Origin of the sequence: Halomonas sp. 113, assembly GCF_904067645.1 — a bacterium.
Taxonomy (GTDB): domain Bacteria; phylum Pseudomonadota; class Gammaproteobacteria; order Pseudomonadales; family Halomonadaceae; genus Vreelandella; species Vreelandella titanicae.
The window spans coordinates 2,225,947-2,243,390 of the sequence record NZ_LR881453.1; the positions used below are offsets into that span (position 1 = coordinate 2,225,947).

The 17,444-nt window shown below is 54.8% G+C and carries 17 protein-coding genes; 11 read left to right on the forward strand and 6 right to left on the reverse strand.

The window, feature by feature from the left end; genetic code table 11:
- The first annotated feature begins 66 nt into the window (after positions 1–66).
- The 3 genes from YERSI8AC_RS10405 (at position 67) to YERSI8AC_RS10415 (ending at position 1,556) form a co-directional block, all read left to right on the forward strand.
- A complete protein-coding gene (locus tag YERSI8AC_RS10405; protein WP_141441189.1) occupies positions 67–474 on the forward strand; it encodes a VOC family protein in 408 nt (135 codons plus the stop codon).
- Positions 475–524: 50 nt separating this feature from the next.
- Positions 525–1,160 (forward strand): LysE family translocator, encoded by a 636-nt coding sequence (locus YERSI8AC_RS10410; RefSeq protein ID WP_159176712.1) that lies wholly within the window; start codon positions 525–527, stop codon positions 1,158–1,160.
- 75 nt (positions 1,161–1,235) lie between these two features.
- Positions 1,236–1,556, forward strand: a complete 321-nt coding sequence (locus YERSI8AC_RS10415) for a DUF1330 domain-containing protein (protein ID WP_141441187.1) — start codon at positions 1,236–1,238, stop codon at positions 1,554–1,556.
- A 56-nt stretch (positions 1,557–1,612) separates the two neighbouring features.
- Here YERSI8AC_RS10415 and YERSI8AC_RS10420 read toward each other — a convergent pair whose 3' ends face one another.
- Positions 1,613–2,314, reverse strand: a complete 702-nt coding sequence (locus YERSI8AC_RS10420; RefSeq protein WP_159176713.1) for an FMN-dependent NADH-azoreductase — start codon at positions 2,312–2,314, stop codon at positions 1,613–1,615.
- Positions 2,315–2,433: 119 nt separating this feature from the next.
- Between YERSI8AC_RS10420 and YERSI8AC_RS10425 the strand changes: the two genes are divergently transcribed.
- On the forward strand, positions 2,434–3,339 hold the full coding sequence (locus YERSI8AC_RS10425) for a LysR substrate-binding domain-containing protein (RefSeq protein ID WP_027959213.1): 906 nt from the start codon (positions 2,434–2,436) through the stop codon (positions 3,337–3,339).
- A 233-nt stretch (positions 3,340–3,572) separates the two neighbouring features.
- Positions 3,573–4,088 carry an MgtC/SapB family protein gene (locus YERSI8AC_RS10430; RefSeq protein WP_022523734.1) on the forward strand — a complete coding sequence of 172 codons (516 nt, stop codon included), beginning with the start codon at positions 3,573–3,575 and terminating at the stop codon, positions 4,086–4,088.
- A gap of 108 nt (positions 4,089–4,196) precedes the next feature.
- Here YERSI8AC_RS10430 and YERSI8AC_RS10435 read toward each other — a convergent pair whose 3' ends face one another.
- On the reverse strand, positions 4,197–6,119 hold the full coding sequence (locus YERSI8AC_RS10435; protein WP_022523733.1) for a DNA topoisomerase III: 1,923 nt from the start codon (positions 6,117–6,119) through the stop codon (positions 4,197–4,199).
- A gap of 213 nt (positions 6,120–6,332) precedes the next feature.
- Here YERSI8AC_RS10435 and YERSI8AC_RS10440 point away from each other — a divergent pair, with 213 nt between their 5' ends.
- Complete coding sequence (locus YERSI8AC_RS10440; RefSeq protein ID WP_159176714.1) at positions 6,333–7,574, forward strand: ABC1 kinase family protein; 1,242 nt, start codon at positions 6,333–6,335, stop codon at positions 7,572–7,574.
- Between the two features lie 137 nt (positions 7,575–7,711).
- Positions 7,712–9,529 (forward strand): SEC-C domain-containing protein, encoded by a 1,818-nt coding sequence (locus YERSI8AC_RS10445; RefSeq protein WP_022523731.1) that lies wholly within the window; start codon positions 7,712–7,714, stop codon positions 9,527–9,529.
- Positions 9,530–9,548: 19 nt separating this feature from the next.
- Here YERSI8AC_RS10445 and YERSI8AC_RS10450 read toward each other — a convergent pair whose 3' ends face one another.
- Entirely contained in the window at positions 9,549–10,910 is a 1,362-nt protein-coding gene (locus YERSI8AC_RS10450) for an AmpG family muropeptide MFS transporter (protein ID WP_009286498.1), read from the reverse strand.
- Positions 10,911–11,050: 140 nt separating this feature from the next.
- Between YERSI8AC_RS10450 and YERSI8AC_RS10455 the strand changes: the two genes are divergently transcribed.
- The 4 genes from YERSI8AC_RS10455 (at position 11,051) to YERSI8AC_RS10470 (ending at position 13,695) form a co-directional block, all read left to right on the forward strand.
- Entirely contained in the window at positions 11,051–11,569 is a 519-nt protein-coding gene (locus YERSI8AC_RS10455) for an FKBP-type peptidyl-prolyl cis-trans isomerase (protein ID WP_022523729.1), read from the forward strand.
- 108 nt (positions 11,570–11,677) lie between these two features.
- The gene (gene ccoM / locus YERSI8AC_RS10460; protein WP_022523728.1) at positions 11,678–11,833 is read left to right on the forward strand and encodes a cytochrome c oxidase subunit CcoM; all 156 of its coding nucleotides are present in this window, start codon (positions 11,678–11,680) and stop codon (positions 11,831–11,833) included.
- Between the two features lie 201 nt (positions 11,834–12,034).
- Complete coding sequence (locus tag YERSI8AC_RS10465; RefSeq protein WP_022523727.1) at positions 12,035–12,550, forward strand: hypothetical protein; 516 nt, start codon at positions 12,035–12,037, stop codon at positions 12,548–12,550.
- 92 nt (positions 12,551–12,642) lie between these two features.
- Complete coding sequence (locus tag YERSI8AC_RS10470; protein ID WP_171051138.1) at positions 12,643–13,695, forward strand: GGDEF domain-containing protein; 1,053 nt, start codon at positions 12,643–12,645, stop codon at positions 13,693–13,695.
- Here YERSI8AC_RS10470 and YERSI8AC_RS10475 read toward each other — a convergent pair.
- From YERSI8AC_RS10475 to YERSI8AC_RS10485, 3 genes are all read right to left on the reverse strand, one after another.
- Positions 13,679–14,146: a group I truncated hemoglobin gene (locus YERSI8AC_RS10475; RefSeq protein ID WP_022523725.1), complete on the reverse strand. Its 468-nt coding sequence runs from the start codon at positions 14,144–14,146 to the stop codon at positions 13,679–13,681. The two genes, YERSI8AC_RS10470 and YERSI8AC_RS10475, sit on opposite strands and share 17 nt — an antisense overlap.
- A gap of 10 nt (positions 14,147–14,156) precedes the next feature.
- On the reverse strand, positions 14,157–14,942 hold the full coding sequence (locus YERSI8AC_RS10480) for a DUF3034 family protein (protein WP_230805234.1): 786 nt from the start codon (positions 14,940–14,942) through the stop codon (positions 14,157–14,159).
- A gap of 89 nt (positions 14,943–15,031) precedes the next feature.
- Entirely contained in the window at positions 15,032–17,401 is a 2,370-nt protein-coding gene (locus tag YERSI8AC_RS10485) for a bifunctional diguanylate cyclase/phosphodiesterase (RefSeq protein WP_159176715.1), read from the reverse strand.
- Positions 17,402–17,444 lie beyond the last annotated feature (43 nt).

Here is a 17,444-nt window from a genome sequence, read left to right on the forward strand (position 1 = left end):
GTCGCGTCTGTTTTGCACTCCTTTCTACAGTAACGCTTAGCGCGTCAAATGAAATGGGAGGTTAAAGTGAAGGCTATCAAAACATCTCTAATGTTTGTGGGGGATCAGGCCGGTAAAGCCGAAGAAGCTATCAAGTTTTACACTTCGCTATTTGAGAACTCGAAAATCATCGATATCGAGCGTGTCGAAGCTGGGGGGCATGGTCCCGAAGGGGCAGTTAAGCTCGCCCGCTTCTCGATAAACGGCACTCTCTTCCTGGCAATGGATAGCTATTACGACCATCAGTTCAGTTTTACGCCATCAATGTCGTTACACGTTGAGTGCGGCTCAGAGAAAGAAATAGAAGACGTATTTAAAGCATTGAGCGATGGAGGTAAGGTTTTGATGCCTCTAGATAATTACGGCTTTAGTGAAAAATTCGGATGGTTGAATGATAAATACGGCGTTTCCTGGCAGCTGAACCTTTCCAGCTAGCACGTTAACATTCTTTTAGCTTGGCAACGGAAAAATACAAGAGAGCGCTTATGTTTGAGTATACATTGCTGCACTGGATGACTTTTTTATCAGCGGCCGTGCTTTTGAACCTATCGCCGGGGCCAGATATTGCCTACATACTGGGGCAAACATTACGTAGCGGGCGACGACAAGGGTTTGCCGCTATGTTTGGGATTTGGACAGGAGCGGCGCTCCATGTAGTAATGGCTGCAGTTGGTCTTTCGGCTATTTTAGCCACCTCTGCATTGGCGTTTTCGATTGTTAAATGGGTAGGGGCCGCCTACCTGATATGGCTCGGTATTAAAATGTTGCTGTCTCAAGGGGATCAGCTTGTCGCTGCAGAAAAGCCGGGTAACAAGAACCTCTCCGCTGTTTATTGGCAGGGCATGCTGGTATCTGCGCTAAACCCCAAAGTCGCTATCTTCTTTCTGGCTTTCCTGCCGCAATTTATCGTGGAAGGCTCTGGCCCAGCCGAGGCACAGCTTTTATTGCATGGCAGCCTTATTATTGCAGTTGCTGCCGTAATAGAGCCCCCTTTGGTTCTGGCTGGTGCTAAGTTGGGTGCTTACTTAAAGAGAAAACCACGCGTTGGTTTATGGATGGATAGATCCCTTGGAGCACTTTTCGTCGCGTTGGGTGCACGGTTGGCTGCCAGTGCAAGATAGGCTACGTGATGCTATTTTTACTTTTGAAGTGCTGGGGGCGGGTGTCTCTTTTCGTTGAAATGGAGGATGATGATAATGCCTGCCTACGCCGTTGCTCTTATCCGCGAAACCCGATTCGATCCTGAAATTAAACAATATTTAGAAGGCATTGATGCAACCCTCGCGCCGTTCTCGGGCAAATACCTCGTGCATGGTGGGCCATACATTCCGCTTGAGGGAGGGTGGACAGGGGATATGGTGGTGATTGAATTTCCTTCCATGGAGCATGCGCAAGGTTGGTATGACTCGGCTGCTTATAAAGCGATCCGCCCATTGCGTACCCGGAATACAGAGGGCGATGTGCTATTAGTTCAAGGTGTACCAGAAGGGCATAAAGGAGCGGACATCCTTGGGTAGCGATAGCCGCTCCTTATACTTCAGCGTATTTACGATGAAAGACCATTAATTATAATTTAGGCCGGTTGAGGTGATGGCGTGCTTTCCAACGCTACCTGCAACTCTTCAACAAGCGTTTCAACTTTCTGTATCGCGGCAGCAACCGATTTGGCCAATACCTCGCCGCCCACTTCCTGTCCTTCGATCGCGATGTAGTGAACGCGAGTGATGCCGATAAATGCCAGTGCTGTGGCCAAGTGTGGCTCAAGGTGGTTCATATGGGCCATTTCTTCACCTGGCGCCATATTTACGCCGCCTCTAGCGGTGAGCACAACGGCATGCCTTTTTCGGTCTGTGAGCTTGGGTATGTAAGGGTCTATCGGGTTGGTGTCATCGAACTCTACCGTTCGACCGGGCCGTACTACTTGGTCGACCCACGCCTTGAGGGCGGCAGGCATCCCGAAGTTGTAAAGCGGCGTTCCGATTACCACAATATCAGCAGCAATTAACTCATCAATCAGCTGGTCACTCTCTGTTAGTGCGTTCTTCATCCAGGATTCTCGGTGCTCTTCGGGAGCGAAGGCAGACGCAATCCAGTCGTGGCTAATAATCGACGGCGGGTTTTGACCTATATCGCGATAGGTAACCGTGTCTTGCGGCCGGCCTGATTGCCACTGGCTGACAAACTGATAAGTCAAATGGCGGCTATGCGAACCGTGGTTATCTGTGCCAGCAATGCCGGGGCGGGCGCTAGCGTCTATATGCAGGATGTGTGTCATGGTGGCCTCCTAATCTGAGTTAAACTCATCTATGATTAACAACAGGCTTAGCTTAGGCTGTGCCTTTCAGCCTGAACAAACGATCTTTTCTTGCAGCTATAGATGAGTGAAGCTCATTCATGAACCATCGCCGATTACCTTCGCTTTCAGCACTCCGAGCTTTCGAAGCCGCTGCCCGCCATGAAAGCGCCAAGCAGGCCGCGCAGGAGCTGTCGGTGACTGCCACTGCCATTAGCCATCAGGTTCGGGGTCTTGAAGAGGCGCTAGGCGTTACCCTATTTTTACGTAAACCCCGACAGTTGGCGCTGACACCTCAGGGCCGTGAGCTACTGCAGGTTCTGGAGACTGCGTTTGATAGCATTAGTCATGTTGTCGAGCGGTTGAGTGCTGTACCTGTTCGCCAAACCGTTACGCTCTCTACAACGCCAGCGGTTGCGGTGCGCTGGTTGCTGCCCTGGGTGTGTATGTTGCGCGACTCCCATCCAGATATAGATCTGCGTATTCATGCTTCGCATGAGTCGGTTCCTCTGGATGGGGTAACGGCAGACATTGCCATTCGCTATGGCGATGGCCGTTGGCCAGGGTTGGTCGCGGAAAAGCTGTTTGATAACACCTTTATCCCGACTTGTAGCCCACGCCTTGGTCTACACGAGGTAGAACAGCTACCGTTGCACCCATTGATTCACTTCAGCAGCCAGGGGGCCATATCATCACCACTGGATTGGGCGACGTGGCAGAAAGAGGCAAAGGTACCTGGGCTGGACGTGAGTGCCGGGCTGGTCTTTTCTGATGAGACCCACGCTATCTCGGCTGCCGTTGGGGAGCAGGGGGTAGCGCTGATGAGCCGCCAGTTGATTCAGGATGAGTTGGAAGAAGGACGCTTGGTACAGCCCTTTGGCCCAGAATTCGAGGGCAAACCGTTCTTTCTGGTCTACCCAGAAAGCCGACGGCATGACCCAACCATTCAAGCGATCAGTGATTGGGTTTTGGCGGTGCCGGGTGGGTTGTGTACGTTGATGAATTGATAGTGGAGGACTTTTATACCGTTATCTTATAGGCAAGCTACCCATCCACCTTACTGACTTGGTTAACAGGCCACGCTGCTGGATGACCTTCGAAGCTTCGCTGTTGTTCAAGGAGCTTCTAAAGTGTATCTCCGAGCTGATGCTCGTCCTACTGCAGGTGAGAAATGCTGTTTCCCCTGAATTCAACTCATAGTATTTAAGAGCCGTCGCTCTGGCAATCAAGGAACGAAACGATGGAAGTAATTATTAATACTATAATATCCGAGTTTTCGGATTTTAATGACCTGAGTGAATTCATCATTGTTGTGATTCGCTTGCTGTTGGCGGCTGTACTAGGCGGTCTATTGGGGCTCGAGCGAGAGCAGAGAGGCAAGGCCGCTGGAATACGCACCCATATGCTGGTCTGTATGGGGGCGGCTTTGTTTATATTTATACCTCAGCAAACGGGTATCTCTGATGCGGAAATGAGCCGGGTCATCCAAGGCGTTATTGCTGGCATCGGTTTTCTTTGTGCTGGCACCATCATCACCCGAAAAGATGAAAAAGGCACGTCAGGGCTTACCACGGCGGCAGGGGTTTGGTTGACGGCGGCAATTGGCATAGCCGTCGGCCTGGGACGCGAGCAGACGGCGGTTCTGTGTACGCTGCTGGCCTGGGTAGTCCTCTACGTAGTGCCTTTCTTTTCCGGTTCAATCAGCAACAAAAAGTCTTCGTCCTTGGGCGATGACGAAGACAATACCGATATTTGATGGGAGCCGAATGCAAAAACTAGAGGGCGTGAATGAACAGAGAGTTAAATCCTCTGGTAAGGCCTCGCCTTTTTATAATCAGGGAACTACATCCAGACGGTATAATTGTTATTTGTTGGAAGCCTTCTTTCTCCCACTGGGGCTTTTCCTTCTTGCATAGCTCTTTCTCGGCTTACCCGTGCGTTTCGGCGGGCCACCGGCCTCACCCTGGGCGGTTTGCAGGCTCTGCCTGAGCTTGGCAGCGTCACTGTGGGTGAGCAGGCCGCGTAAATCATCCAACAGCGCTTGCTGAAACGCGCCAGGGTCGTCCTGCTGTTCGGAAATTGCGCGCAGGCGCTGCTCCCATAATGCGGTGCGCTCCGGCGTGCTTACCGCGCTGGGCAGGGCGGCGATTAGGGCGCTACCCAGTTTGGTGGCACGCAGGGCTTTTTGCTGGCGTACCAGGTAGCCGCGCTGTACCAGGGTTTCGATAATGCCCGCCCGGGTGGCTTCGGTGCCCAGGCCATCGGTGTCGCGAAGCGTACGGCGCACTTCCGGGTCGTCCACGTAGCGGCCAATGTTCATCATGGCCTTGATCAGGCTGGCATCAGTGAATGGTTCCGGTGGGCGGGTTTCCTTCTCCTCTACGCCTGCTCCCAGCGCCTGGCAGGGCTCGCCTTGGGTCAGCGGCGGCAGCGGTGGTGTTTCATCCCGAGTAGTGAATAGCGGTTTCCAGCCGGGGTCGAGAATGCTTTGCCCGCGGGCGCGGAAGGCTTCATTAAGCAGCGTAAATTCGGCTTTGACTTCGAAGGTGCGCAGAGGACGGTAGAACTGCGCCATCACGTTGCGCACGATCAACCGAAACACATGGCCTTCGGTAGCGGAGAGCTGGCTGAAATCAGCGGGTTTTCCGGTCGGTGCGATTGCGTGGTGGGCACCGACCTGCTTATCGTTCCACGCCTTGGAGCGCAGGGTAAAGTCTGCTCCATTCAGCCACTGCTGAAGCGCTTCATCGTTCTGGCAGGCACTGGTGAGGCTGCGCTGAGCAAGCTGAAGATGCTCCTCGGGTAGGTAGCGGCAGTCTGAACGGGGGTAGGTGATCAACTTGTGGCGCTCGTAGAGCCGCTGGCAAATATCCAGCACCATCTGCGCAGAGAGCCCGTGGCGGCGGGCGGCGTCTACCTGAAGAGCAGAGAGCGAGTAGGGCAGTGGCGGTGCCTGGCGTTTCTCCTGCTGGTCGAGCTTGGTGAGTTGCCCTGATGCGCCGGGTAACTGAGCCGCCAGGGCATCGGCGGGCCTGCGGTCAATCAAACGGCCTTGATCGTCAAGGGGTTGGTGCTCTTTGGGCGCCCACCAGGCGCGCAGTTGACCTTGGGCAACCTTGAGATCCACCCATAGTGGATAAAACGGATGAGGCACAAAATCACGGATGGCGTTATCGCGGCGCACGATTAATCCCAGTACCGGGGTTTGCACACGGCCGACAGAAAGCACACCGTCGTGCCCCGCTTGTCGGCCGGTGAGTGTCCAGGCACGGGTTAGGTTAATGCCATACAGCCAGTCGGCGCGAGAGCGGGCCTGGGCTGCCTGAAACAGCGGCTGGTAATCGGCGTTGGAGCGTAGCTTGGCAAGCGCCCGGCTCACTGCAGGTTTATTAAGGTCGCTGATCAGCAGCCGTTGTACCGGGCCACGGTACTTCATGTACTCGATCACTTCCTGCACCAGCAGCTGACCTTCGCGGTCAGGGTCACCCGCGTGAACCACATCGGTGGCTTGTTTGATCAGCTTGCGAATCACCGCGAGCTGCCCACGCGCCTTGGGGCGTGGCATCAGCTTCCACTGCTGCGGCACGATAGGGAGCCGATCCAGCCGCCACTGCTTGTCAGCGGGGTCATAGGCTTCCGGTGGCGCTTGCTCTAATAAGTGCCCTAGGCACCAAGTGACCGTGGTGTCGCCACATAGCACCGCGCCCTCCTGGCGTTTGCTAGTGCCCGGTAACGCCTCGGCAATGGCTTGGGCGAGGCTGGGTTTTTCGGCAATTATCAGGCGCATAGCAGCGAAGCCTTCATCGTATCCTTTGATGGCGCCTATGGTAGCAGACGCTGGCCAGCATTGGCGCCAGAGGGGGCAGGTCAATGTAGTGATGCGATAAATTGCTGATACTGTTAAGTTGTATAAATTATGTACAAATAGTTTTGTTGGCTAGCAATCTGTTTGATAGCAATCTATTTGATGGTCAGGGCTGGTATTTAAGGGGCATCATCAATGCGTGATCGAGGTAGAACACGACGTTTAATGGGGTTGGGTGCACGCACTGGTGGAGCGCTGCTGAAAACCCGTTTAGGTGGCCAAGCGGATTGGCGAGCCCTGGGCGAAGCGCTGTTTGAGGGGCTTTCAGAGCTTAAAGGCCCGGCCATGAAGCTTGCCCAAATTATGTCCCAGTGGGACGATCTGCTACCGCCCGATCTTGCCGAGGAGCTTGCCCGCCTGCAGCGCCAGGCCGAACCGATGCCCTGGCCACGTATTCATGAAGCGCTGGTTCAGCAGTACGGCGACATTGACCACTATTTCAGCGAAGTCGAGGAGCGCCCCTTTGCCAGCGCCTCCATGGGGCAGGTTCACCGCGCGACCACTCATGAGGGCGAAACGGTCGTGCTTAAGGTGCAGTACCCCGGCCTTGCTGATGTTTTGGAGAGCGATTTAATCCAGGTGCGACGCATTATGCGTTTAGGCCGCTGGTTCAAAGTACCCCAGGCGCGTTTGGATGCCCTATTTGAAGAGCTTGCTGAAAGCCTGCGTGGGGAACTGGATTATCACGCCGAAGCTGCTGCGTTGGCCCGTTACCGTGAGCGCTATAAGGATGATCCACGGCTAGTGATTCCCGAGCCTTTGCCAGCGCTCTCCGGCCCTCATGTGCTGGCGATGCGCTACGTGGAAGGAGCGCCATTGCGCGAATTAGCCGAGGCAGATGACGAGACGCGCCAGGGCATTGCCGAGACATTAGCAGACTGGATTACCCAAGAGCTGTTTACCTACGGCGAACTACATGCCGACCCCCATGCGGGTAATTTCGCAGCCGATGCCCAAGGGCGGCTGGTGATTTACGATTTGGGCGCGGTAATTGCGGTCCCCGATGCGCGCATAAAGGCGATGATGCAACTGTTGGATGCCACCTTGAAGCATGACCCCATGGGGATGGACGAAGCCTTGATGCAAATGGGTGGCCGCCAGGGGCAGGGCGCGCCGCTGGCGCTCTATCGTGAATCCGCTGAATGTATCGCGCCACTGTTTGAGCCGGGCGAGCAGGATTTCAGCGATGTGCGGGTGCACCGTCGCCTGCGCGAGCTAACTCCTAAAGTGTGGGCGGCGATGGATCGCCTACAGCCTCCCGCAGAAACGCTGCTGCTTTCCCGGGCGCTGAACGGTCACTATTGGAATTTAGTGCGTTTGGGCGCGCGACTGAATATGCACGAGCGCACGCTTCCGCTATTACATCGAGCCTATTAATGATCAACCGATTGCCACTGCGACCATGTCGGCCTTCATGCTAAACTATGCCGCTTTTAAACAGGTCATTGTTTAATTCGATATCGTTGAACACGACATCGTTTAACAAGCTATCCTGTCACAACATGGAGACGGCAATGCTGGCGGTATGGGTCGATCAGCTGCTGGGATTCGCCTCCGGGGCACTCTCGGCAATCAGGCAACAAGAACACTATCCGGATTTTATGACCTGGGTGCGTGCCAAAGGCGCGGATTCATTTGAAGGCGATGTGTCCATGGCCCAAGCGCTGGCACCAGTGCTGTGGTCGCAAACACCGCTAGAGCGGCTCGACTTTGCCTGTGAGCCCCTCGCCACGCCGGGGCGTAATGAACCGTGCTGGTGTGACTCAGGGCGCAAATTCAAGCAGTGTTGCTATCAGATCGAGTTTCCCACTGAGATCCCCGATCAGATGATGTGGATGCTCTCGCTGCGCGAATGGAAGGGCGCGACCCTGAAAGCCGCGTTGGATAGCCGACAGGCTCCGGCTCAAGCGCTACTGGAAGCCGGGTTGATTGCTGCTGAAAGCGGTCAGACGGGCCGCGCTATGCAAATCCTTGAATCACTCTTCGATGGTAGTGACTGGTCACGGCTGCCTGAGCAGGCCGAGCCTGCCTTTGAAATCCTGCTGGATATTTATCAAGAGCGCGGTTTTAGCCGTAAACGTGCTGACCTACTTGATGATGTGATGGAGCGGGGGCCGCTGTTTTTGCGCGGCGTGGCTCTTGAGCGTTTATGCCTGATGCACTTGGATAACGATGACCTGGATAGTGCCCGCGGTGCCTTTGTGAAGGCTCAGCAGGCGCTGCCCGATTCGCCTACCTTGGCCTACATCGAAGCCATGCTGTTGCTGCATGAAGGGCACGAACAGGAAGCCAAAGAGCGCGCCAATTTCTGGTATCGTCGCCTGGTTCGCCAGGGTGACCTGGATGAAGATCAGCTGGATTTTTTAGCCGCGTTGGCGGATAACCCCGGTGCGACGCTTGCCGATCAGTTGCTGAGTGCGGAAGAGGATCTGGCAACGCCGCTGGTAGCGCTTCAGGCATTGCTGGCCGCGCTGCCCACTGCCCCCAAAATCGATGTAAGCGCCGACCCTGAAAGTGGGCGATTGCTATATAACACCAGTGCTCGTGAAGAGACTCTGTTTGCCGCTTGGCATGAGCAGTTTCAGGTGTTGGTGGATGAAGACGTAGCGTTGGGCTTCCGAGATGACCCCTGGGGCAACGCCATTGAGTGGATGTCGGCACTCTGTGCACATCCCGAGTGGCTGGACGCCCCACAGGTAGTGCAAGACTTAACGTTGGCGCTCACCAGCCGCTTTGGCAGCCTGCCGTGGATGGCCCCAAGCCTGCTGGAACCATTGGCGCTGCGCCTCTCAAGGTGGTTGGAACAAGCCCGCGCCGAAGGCGACGGCAACCTTTGCTGGGACGATGCCAACAACGCCATGCTGCTACGCACGGGGTTAGCGTTGGTGGTTGGCATGGAGCGCGGGGCGCGACAGCACTCCAGGGAGCTCGCCGAGGAGCTACTGCTGATCGACCAGGAGGATAGCTTGGGCCTGCGCGAGCTGGTACTTGACCAGCTGCTGCGCGATGATCGCAACGAGGAAGCGTTGGCACTTGCGGAAGAGAGTGACGACGACGGCTCGCTGGTACTGGGGCTTTTGATGGGTAAAGCCCTGGCACTCTATCGGTTAGAGCAGCGTGAGGCGGCAGAAGCGGCGCTAGGCGATGTGCTTGGCCATAACCGTTACGCGTTAGAGCTAATTTGTGCAGAGAGCCCGCGGCCTTCCATGCCTCACCCCGATGGTCAAGTTGACCCCGGCTCCCGGGCGGAAGCGTGGCAGTACCGCACCTTGATGCGCGATCAGTGGCGGACTACGCCAGGGGCCTTGGACTGGCTCGAAGCACACCGCTAGCCTAAACCTTCAAGCCTGCTTAAGCAGGCTTGGGGGTAGGTACTAACTGCTTGTCTCGGCTGATCCAAATTGCCAAGATAATGGCGGGAAGGCCCAATAACGTTGCGATGACAAAGAAGCTTGGGTAGCCCTGAGAGGTTACGACCAGCCCACCAAAACCGCTCAAAAACTTTCCTGGCAGCGTCATTAGTGATGAGAACAGCGCGTACTGCGTTGCAGTATAGGCGCGTGATGTGAGACTGGAAAGAAAGGCGATAAACACCGCACTGGCTAAGCCATTGGCAAGGTTATCGCCGATAATCGTCACCACCAGCATGGGCAACTGATTACCCACCACGGCAAGCACGGCAAACAGCAGGTTAGTTACCATCACCAACCCCGCGCCGAAGATCAGCAGCGGGCCAATGCCGTAGCGCGCCACGCATAGCCCGCCTAGAATTCCACCGGTAATGCTCATCGCAATGCCGAATATATTGGTCACGTTAGCAATCTCTGCCAGCGAGAAGCCCAGGTCGATATACAGCGGGTTGGCCATGGAGGCCATGGCCAAATCGCTGATTCTAAATACGGCAATAAACACCAAAATCCACAGCGCTTTCACTCCATAGCGGCGAAAAAAGTCGGTAAACGGACAGACCAGTGCACCAATGCTCCAGGCACCCAGGCGGCGTAACAGTTTGGGCTTACCGCGGCTGGCGCGAATAAACGCCCGTACCTTAGGCTCATGGATAAGTTGAATAGAAAGCGAAGCGCGCTTCGGTTCAGGGCGCAGCAGCACGGTGAGAACGCCAATGCCCATTAGCGCCGCCATGCTCATGTAGGCCACATCCCAAGAGGCAGAGGCCGCGATATACAGTGCGCCGGCACCGGCGGCAAGTAAGCCACCGCGATAGCCAATAATATAGGTCGAGGCCATGGCGGCCTGAACATCGTCATCGGCGGACTCAATGCGATAGGCATCGATAGCGATATCCTGCGTCGCTGAGCCAAACGCCACCAGCAGTGCAAAGAGGGCCACCCAGCCGAGATTACCCACCGGGCTCAAACCGGCCAGCCCCACTAACCCCGCAACGATCAACCCCTGGGCTAACAGCATCCAGCCGCGGCGTTGGCCGAAGGCGCGGGTCAAAATCGGGAGCGCTAACCGGTCTACCACCGGCGCCCAGAAAAACTTGATCGAGTAGAGCATGCCAATCCAGGCAAAAAAGCCAATTGCCGCTACCTCCACGCCGTCGCTACGCAGCCAGGCGGAGAGTGTTGAAAACACTAATAAAAAGGGTAGGCCTGCAGAAAACCCCAAAAACAGCATGGTAATAACGGGGGCACGACAATAAATAGCCAGCGCAGCAAGCCAAGTGCGCTGGGGGGTGGGGTTTAACATTAAACGCTACTCCTGGTGGAAAGACGCTGGCAACGGCCAAGTGATAAACTGAGGCAGTGTATTTATCGCAAAGTGCTATCACAAAGTTCTATCGCGAAGTTCTATCACAAAACCGACAGCTTACCGGAGAGGAGTTTTCCATGTCGATTACGGCGCATCAGGTAGTTACCTTGCACTATGTCCTCAGCGACGTGCTCAACGATGGCAGCAAGCAGGTATTGGATGACTCCCAGGCGCGCAATAAGCCGCTAGAGTATTTGCATGGCCACGACAATATCGTGCCAGGGTTGGAGAGTGCACTAGCAGGTCAAACCGTTGGTGCCGAGCTCAGCGTTCAACTAATGCCCGCGGATGCCTACGGTGTGCGTAACGAAGATTTGGTGCAAGAAGTCAGCCGTGGCTCTTTTGGTAACGCTGAGTTGGAACCGGGCAGCCGCTTTCAAACTGAGGGCGAAGCCGGGCCGCAAATTGTTACGGTACTCAAAGTCGATGGCGACCGCGTCACCGTCGATACCAATCACCCCCTGGCCGGGCGCACGCTGAACTATAAAGTCACCATTTTAGACGTACGCGAAGCTACCCGTGCAGAATTAGCTAAAGGCCATCCGTTACCACCAGGTACCGAACACAGTAAAGTCGAAGACCGCAAGGTGCTGTAGGTTAATAGCACCCAAAAATTGACCAGTATCAATTTCCTGTTTAACCGCTTACCCCCGCCTGCCGTAACTTGATCTAGGTCAGCATTCTTCTGCCGTTGAGTGGCTAGTATGAACGCATACATCACGGCGGGGGGATTCACCATGTATTGGGATGACACAGTTATTTTCGGCTTAGTGACCGTCGCGTTAGTGATCGTTTTTATGCTGGGGTGGGTGGGCTTCGTGATTCGTGATCATCTACGTAAAGATGAGCGTAAAAAGTAGCTTTCCCACCTCGTGTAAACCTTGTCAGGGGAGGGGGTTTGCTATCGCAGTAAACCTCCTGTTGCCAGCCCACCATGGGCTGGCTTTTTTTTGCCTGAAATGTGCTGAAAAGTTGCAATCGCATAGCGTGCGTTAATGAGCAATGCAAGGCGTGCTCTGGTAAAGTCCATTGAAGCAATGACTACACTAGGATGCTTTGTCATGAACGCAGTTGCCTTACACCACAGCCCGTGGGGTCGTGTACGTGATCGGTTAGCGTGCGCGTTAATTGTCGTGGGCATAATACTTCCCGCGACTGCCTTTGCCCAGGCAGTAAATATGATCAACGGCGATGTCACTCAAAAGGTCGCTTTAAGTGACTTGCACGACATGTCTGATACGACGTTTACACTCTATGACCCCTATCAAGGGCGCGATGTGGAGATGCAGGGCGTCGAGTTTCGCACCTTTCTGATTGAACAGTTTGGCGAAGTGCCCCCGGCGCTTCACTTTACCGCTTGGGACGACTACGAGGTTACCTTAGAAGGGTGGGACGACCCTAACTGGTACCTGATTAGCTCTGAGGATGGCGATCCGCTCACCATCCGTACGCGAGGCCCTGTGCGGCTGGTAGAGCGTGACTACAATAATCAGGGCAAGGGTGATCGCGACGTAGAAAACCTGCGTGAGTTCAATGACTGGATCTGGATGATTCGTAGCATAGAGGCGAAGTGGTGACATCCAAAACTAGGCCCGTCGCGCAGCCCACAGTTCGTCCCCGGCCTTTAGCTCGCCAGCACCGCTATTTTACGTGGTTATCATTGAGCTTGATGAGCTTTTTGGCACTTATGGTGTTGATTGTTTATGAATCGCGCTGGGTATACCCCGAAATACAGGCTTATTTCAGCCAGACGGGGAGCCTTACAGGTCAGCAGCTTTCTACTCGGGCACGGGTCTACCTACAAAATGCCCAATCCGAGCTATTGAGTGACCAGGCAGAGCAAGATGCGCTGGATGCCGCAGCCTTGGATATTGACCTGGCCTACGGCTTAGCCGATGTGCACATTTATCGGCGTGAATATACCTGCGTTGAGCCTAGTTTGAAGGAGTTGGATCGGCTGGTGGCGCTGCTCGCGGCGCGGGGCATTGACCGTATCGCTGCGGCGATGGCGTTGTTCGCACCGATTCAATGCTTAACCCATATTGAGATGGATCAGCTTGATCGTCGGGGCGCAGCGATTAACGATTTTTCCGAAAGCACCCGTCAGCATAGTCAGGTGCTGACCTACTCCAGTTTATTGATCTTTGTGATGGGCTTGGCGTTTTGGTGGCTCCATGAGCGCCAGCTAAGACGCACTGATCGCGCCACTCAAGAGACCTTCGAGTGGATGAAACGCGCCATGCGCGACCCGCTCACCGGGATCGGTAATCGCAGCGCTTTGCATCAGGATGTGTTGGTGCAGCAGCACCAGTCGCTGGGGCTGATTCTGGTCGATATAGACTTTTTTAAACAGTACAACGATGCCTACGGGCATCCGCAAGGCGATACCCTTTTGCGCCAATTGGCCACATTGATTGGTGAAACGCTGAATGATGAAGCGCAGCTCTACCGCTTGGGAGGCGATGAGTTCGCGGCACTACTTCACTGCCCGAACACCGACACGCTGAAGCGTTACTGCCGTCAGCTAATTGAAGGGCTGCGGGAAGCTGGTTTTGCCCACTCTGCCCATCCGGATAAAAAAGGCGTGACGTTAAGCGTTGGCGGGAGCTGTTTTGTAGCCGATGAAGCAACGTTTCCCTACGCTTACGAAGCCGCCGACAAAGCACTCTACCGGGTAAAAGCGATGGGCCGTGACGGTTGGCAGGTTACTGAAGACGCATAACGTCTGTGTACATAGGGGCGAGTCTGCCCAGCAGTTCATTACGTGCGCCAAGGGCAATACCCTCCGCCTGCATAGCCGCATCGAGATGTTCCACCAAGCGATTAAAATGTGCATCTGTTAGCCCCATATGTTGATGAGCACGATCCATCGGCGGGCCTTCATAGTGGCAGGGGCCATCGCTTACATCGCATAGCTGGCTGGCCAGGGATTCAGCAAATAAATCGATATTGGTGTTAGCAAAAAACACCACTACTTCGGGATCATCCGCAATTCGGTATAAGAGATTCTCGACCACCGTGTCGATAGTGCCCTGACCGCCAAGCCGTTCGTAAAGCGTTGTTGATTGAGTGGCTGACTGATGAGTGCAGCCTGCGAGCGTAATTGCGATTGTTGCAAAAATAACCGTTATTAAACCACGGTGTGTCCGCTTGTATTTGTGTGGAAAGCTCATAGCGCCCCGCTTAGAAAGCTGCCTGAAGTGAAAGATAGCCGCCGCGTTGGGAAGGTAGGCCGGCAATGTCGCCTAAGTTCAACCACGCGCCCGTGAGTGATAAGTGCTTATTGAAGAAGTAGGCACTGTAGAGACTTTGCCAATCATCCTCTTTAACTACGCTTAGGTTATCGGGTTTCTGGCGATACTCTGCACCGACAACCCATTGCGGGGTAATAAAAACGCCCACGCTCCCCTCGGCCATCCACGAGCGGCTACTCTGATCGCCGCCAAAGCCAAGCAGACCGCCCTGGTTGGCATTGGTATTGCGCAGGGTGGCGTTGAATAGCATATTGCGCCCGGCAACAGCGCTAAACAGCAACTTGCTGGCGCTAAGATACATATCGGTACCGCTTGTTTTATCGGCACCGAGGGCGGTGGGAATGGTGCCATCAACCAGTCGTTTATGTTGCATCCCAACACTCCAAATGCCCCAAGGGTGATAGAGCACATCACCGAGCAAGCGCACCTTAGCACCGTAAATATCCTGGCCTAGCTCGCCACCCAGGGTGTCTAGATCAAGCGTTTGACGCGCCACTGAGACTTCAATACGGTCATAAACATTCAGGCTTGCGCCGGTCACTGTTAGCCGATAATCGTCCACCCAGGCACGGGTAGCGGCGGCAGTGACGCCGATTTCCTGTTCGCTGGCGGTGCTGGCCAGCACTGCCCAAGGCGATAAGCCACCCCCCGCGGCCCCTTCAATAGCACTCACTCCGCCCGTACTTACAATACGGCTACCGGCATAGGAGGGCATGGCCGCAAGCGCTAAACAGACCGCAAGGCAGCTGAAAAAAAAGTGCCGAAAGGGTGAACTGGATGGTGAAAATATAGATTGAAATAACATCATGGCTTTCTCTGGAACGCCTTTAGTAAGGAAGACATCGGGTGGGGCAAGGAGAGCGGCGTAAAATTATCCAACCAGGCGGGGAGTTCATCAGCTGGCATTGGTTTAGCAATCCAATAGCCCTGTAAAAAGTCACAGCCAAGCTTGCTTAACAGCTCGGCGCTGGCGCGATTCTCGACGCCTTCGGCCACTAAGCGCAGTCCTAAGCTGTGGCCCATTTCGATGGTCGAGCTGACAATCGTCAAGTCATCTTTTTGGGAATCAATGGCCAACACGAACGATTTATCGATCTTGAGTTCATCCACGGGCAAGCGTTTGATTTGCGCTAGGGAAGAGTAGCCGGTGCCGTAATCGTCAATCGCGATACGCAGCCCTAGTTGGTTGAGCTCCATCAACGTGGCCATGGCGGCATCAACGTCCTGCATAACGGCACTTTCAGTGACTTCGATACTCAGGCGGGCAGGGGCAAGACGATAGCGCTCAAGCAGGCTAGCCAAATAAGCAGCTAATTGGCGATCCACCACATCACTGGCGGAGAGATTAACTGCTACCGATAAGTGGTAACCATGCTGCTGCCAAGCATGCAGTTGAGCGCAGACATTGGCTAACATCCAGTGGCTAAGCATGCTGATGCTTCCCGAACGCTCGGCCAAGCTAATAAACTCATCGGGTGGCACAAAACCTAACGACGGGTGACGCCAGCGCATCAACGCTTCGCACTGATCGACACGGCCGTTACGGGTGTCTACTTTGGGCTGGTAGGCCATCCACAGTTCACCGTTGCCCACCGCATCCTGTAGATCGCGAATCAGGGTGAGCTGGCGCAAATGGTGCTCATCCTGACCCTCCAGGTAGCGTTGGTGGTGGTGCCGGTGACGGCGTGCCATATCCAGCGCTATATCGGATCGCCGCAGCAACAATTGTGGGCTGTCGCCATGGTCGGGGTAGTTGGTTTCCCCTGCTGAAAGTGAGGGTGTGATGGGTGATTTATCAAGATCGATAGGGTGATGCAGCGTAGTGAACAGTCGGGTACGCCAGGCAAAGTCGCTTCTTGACTGCTTGACGAGTAGTAGCAGCTCATCACCATCAATCCGGTAGGCTGTGCTCTCCGAGCCATCAAAGTGCTGCAAGCGTTTGGCCAGGGTGACCAGCACGTGATCCCCCAGCGCGTAGCCGAAGGTGTCATTAATGTCGCGAAAGTTGTTAATCGCCAGGCGCAGAAGGGTAAACGGCTCGCCGCGTTTGATCAAAAGGCTGATATCTTCCTGGGCGCTGATGCGATTGGGCAGGTCGGTAAGTAAGTCGTGACGGGACTGATGATGAAGAGTGGACTCACGCTGAGCGATACCCTCCTGCATGGCCAGTAGCATCGACGCTAAAAGCCCGGTTTCGCTGCGCTCAGTACCGATCGGTAACTCAGTGAAACGCTCTCCGCGCCCAATGCGCTGTGCCGCCTTCGCCAACTCCATTAACGGTTTGCTCATACTCCGGGCGCTCCACATCGCAATCAGCACGGTAAACAGCAGGATCAAAGCAATGATTCCCAGCAGTTGCCACTGCAGCGAGCGGTAAGCGCCAAGCAGCTCGTTGCGTGAGAGTTGTAACAACGCATAGGTCTGGTTGACGTCATCGGAATAGAGCTGAGACGCGTAGGTCAGGTACTCGGCATCCGGCGTCATCTGGCTGTGTAAGGCATATTCACCTTCGATTAGCTCATCGTCACGCCCGCTCATTAATTCCAGGGCCAGCTGCTCGGGATGAGAACTGGCAAGGTAGCTGATCTCGCCGTTGTCGCGATAGTTGACTACGCTGATGTCCAACCCGGTTAATACATTAATCTCTTCCGTGACCGCTTCATTGATTAAAAAGCCCATACCCACCCAGCCAATCAGGTTGGGGGCACGCACTGGCAGCAGGGCAAACTCGTACGGCTGCCCTTCGGCGATGACGACGCTAACAGCTTCGCCTTCTTGGCTGGCTCGATCGAACAACTGCGGGAAAGGCATTGGGCTATTTTGCGCGTGATGGCTGCTTGCCAAAATACGCCCATCCAGGCCGCTGAGTAACACGATATCCGCCTTGGCTCGATCACCATGGTTGGCCAATACGGAGTAGAGCGTATCGGTGTCCTGGGTGGAAACGGCGCTTTTAAAACCGAAGTCATCGGCAAGAATGGCGACGTTATTAGCTAACTGCTCACCGCGTGCGTCCAGCAGTTGTTCCAATACATTGGCACCCACTTCTAAACGTTGGGAGCCTTTTGCAATGACGTCGTTTTGGGTCGCACGAAGAAACGCCACCCCGGTGGCGAGTTGCGAGACAATCACCACTGTCAGTAGCACGAGCATCAGGCGCGTTCTAAAGCGCATAGCAACCTCACTAAGTGGCGGATCGCGATCTCCTGAACACTGA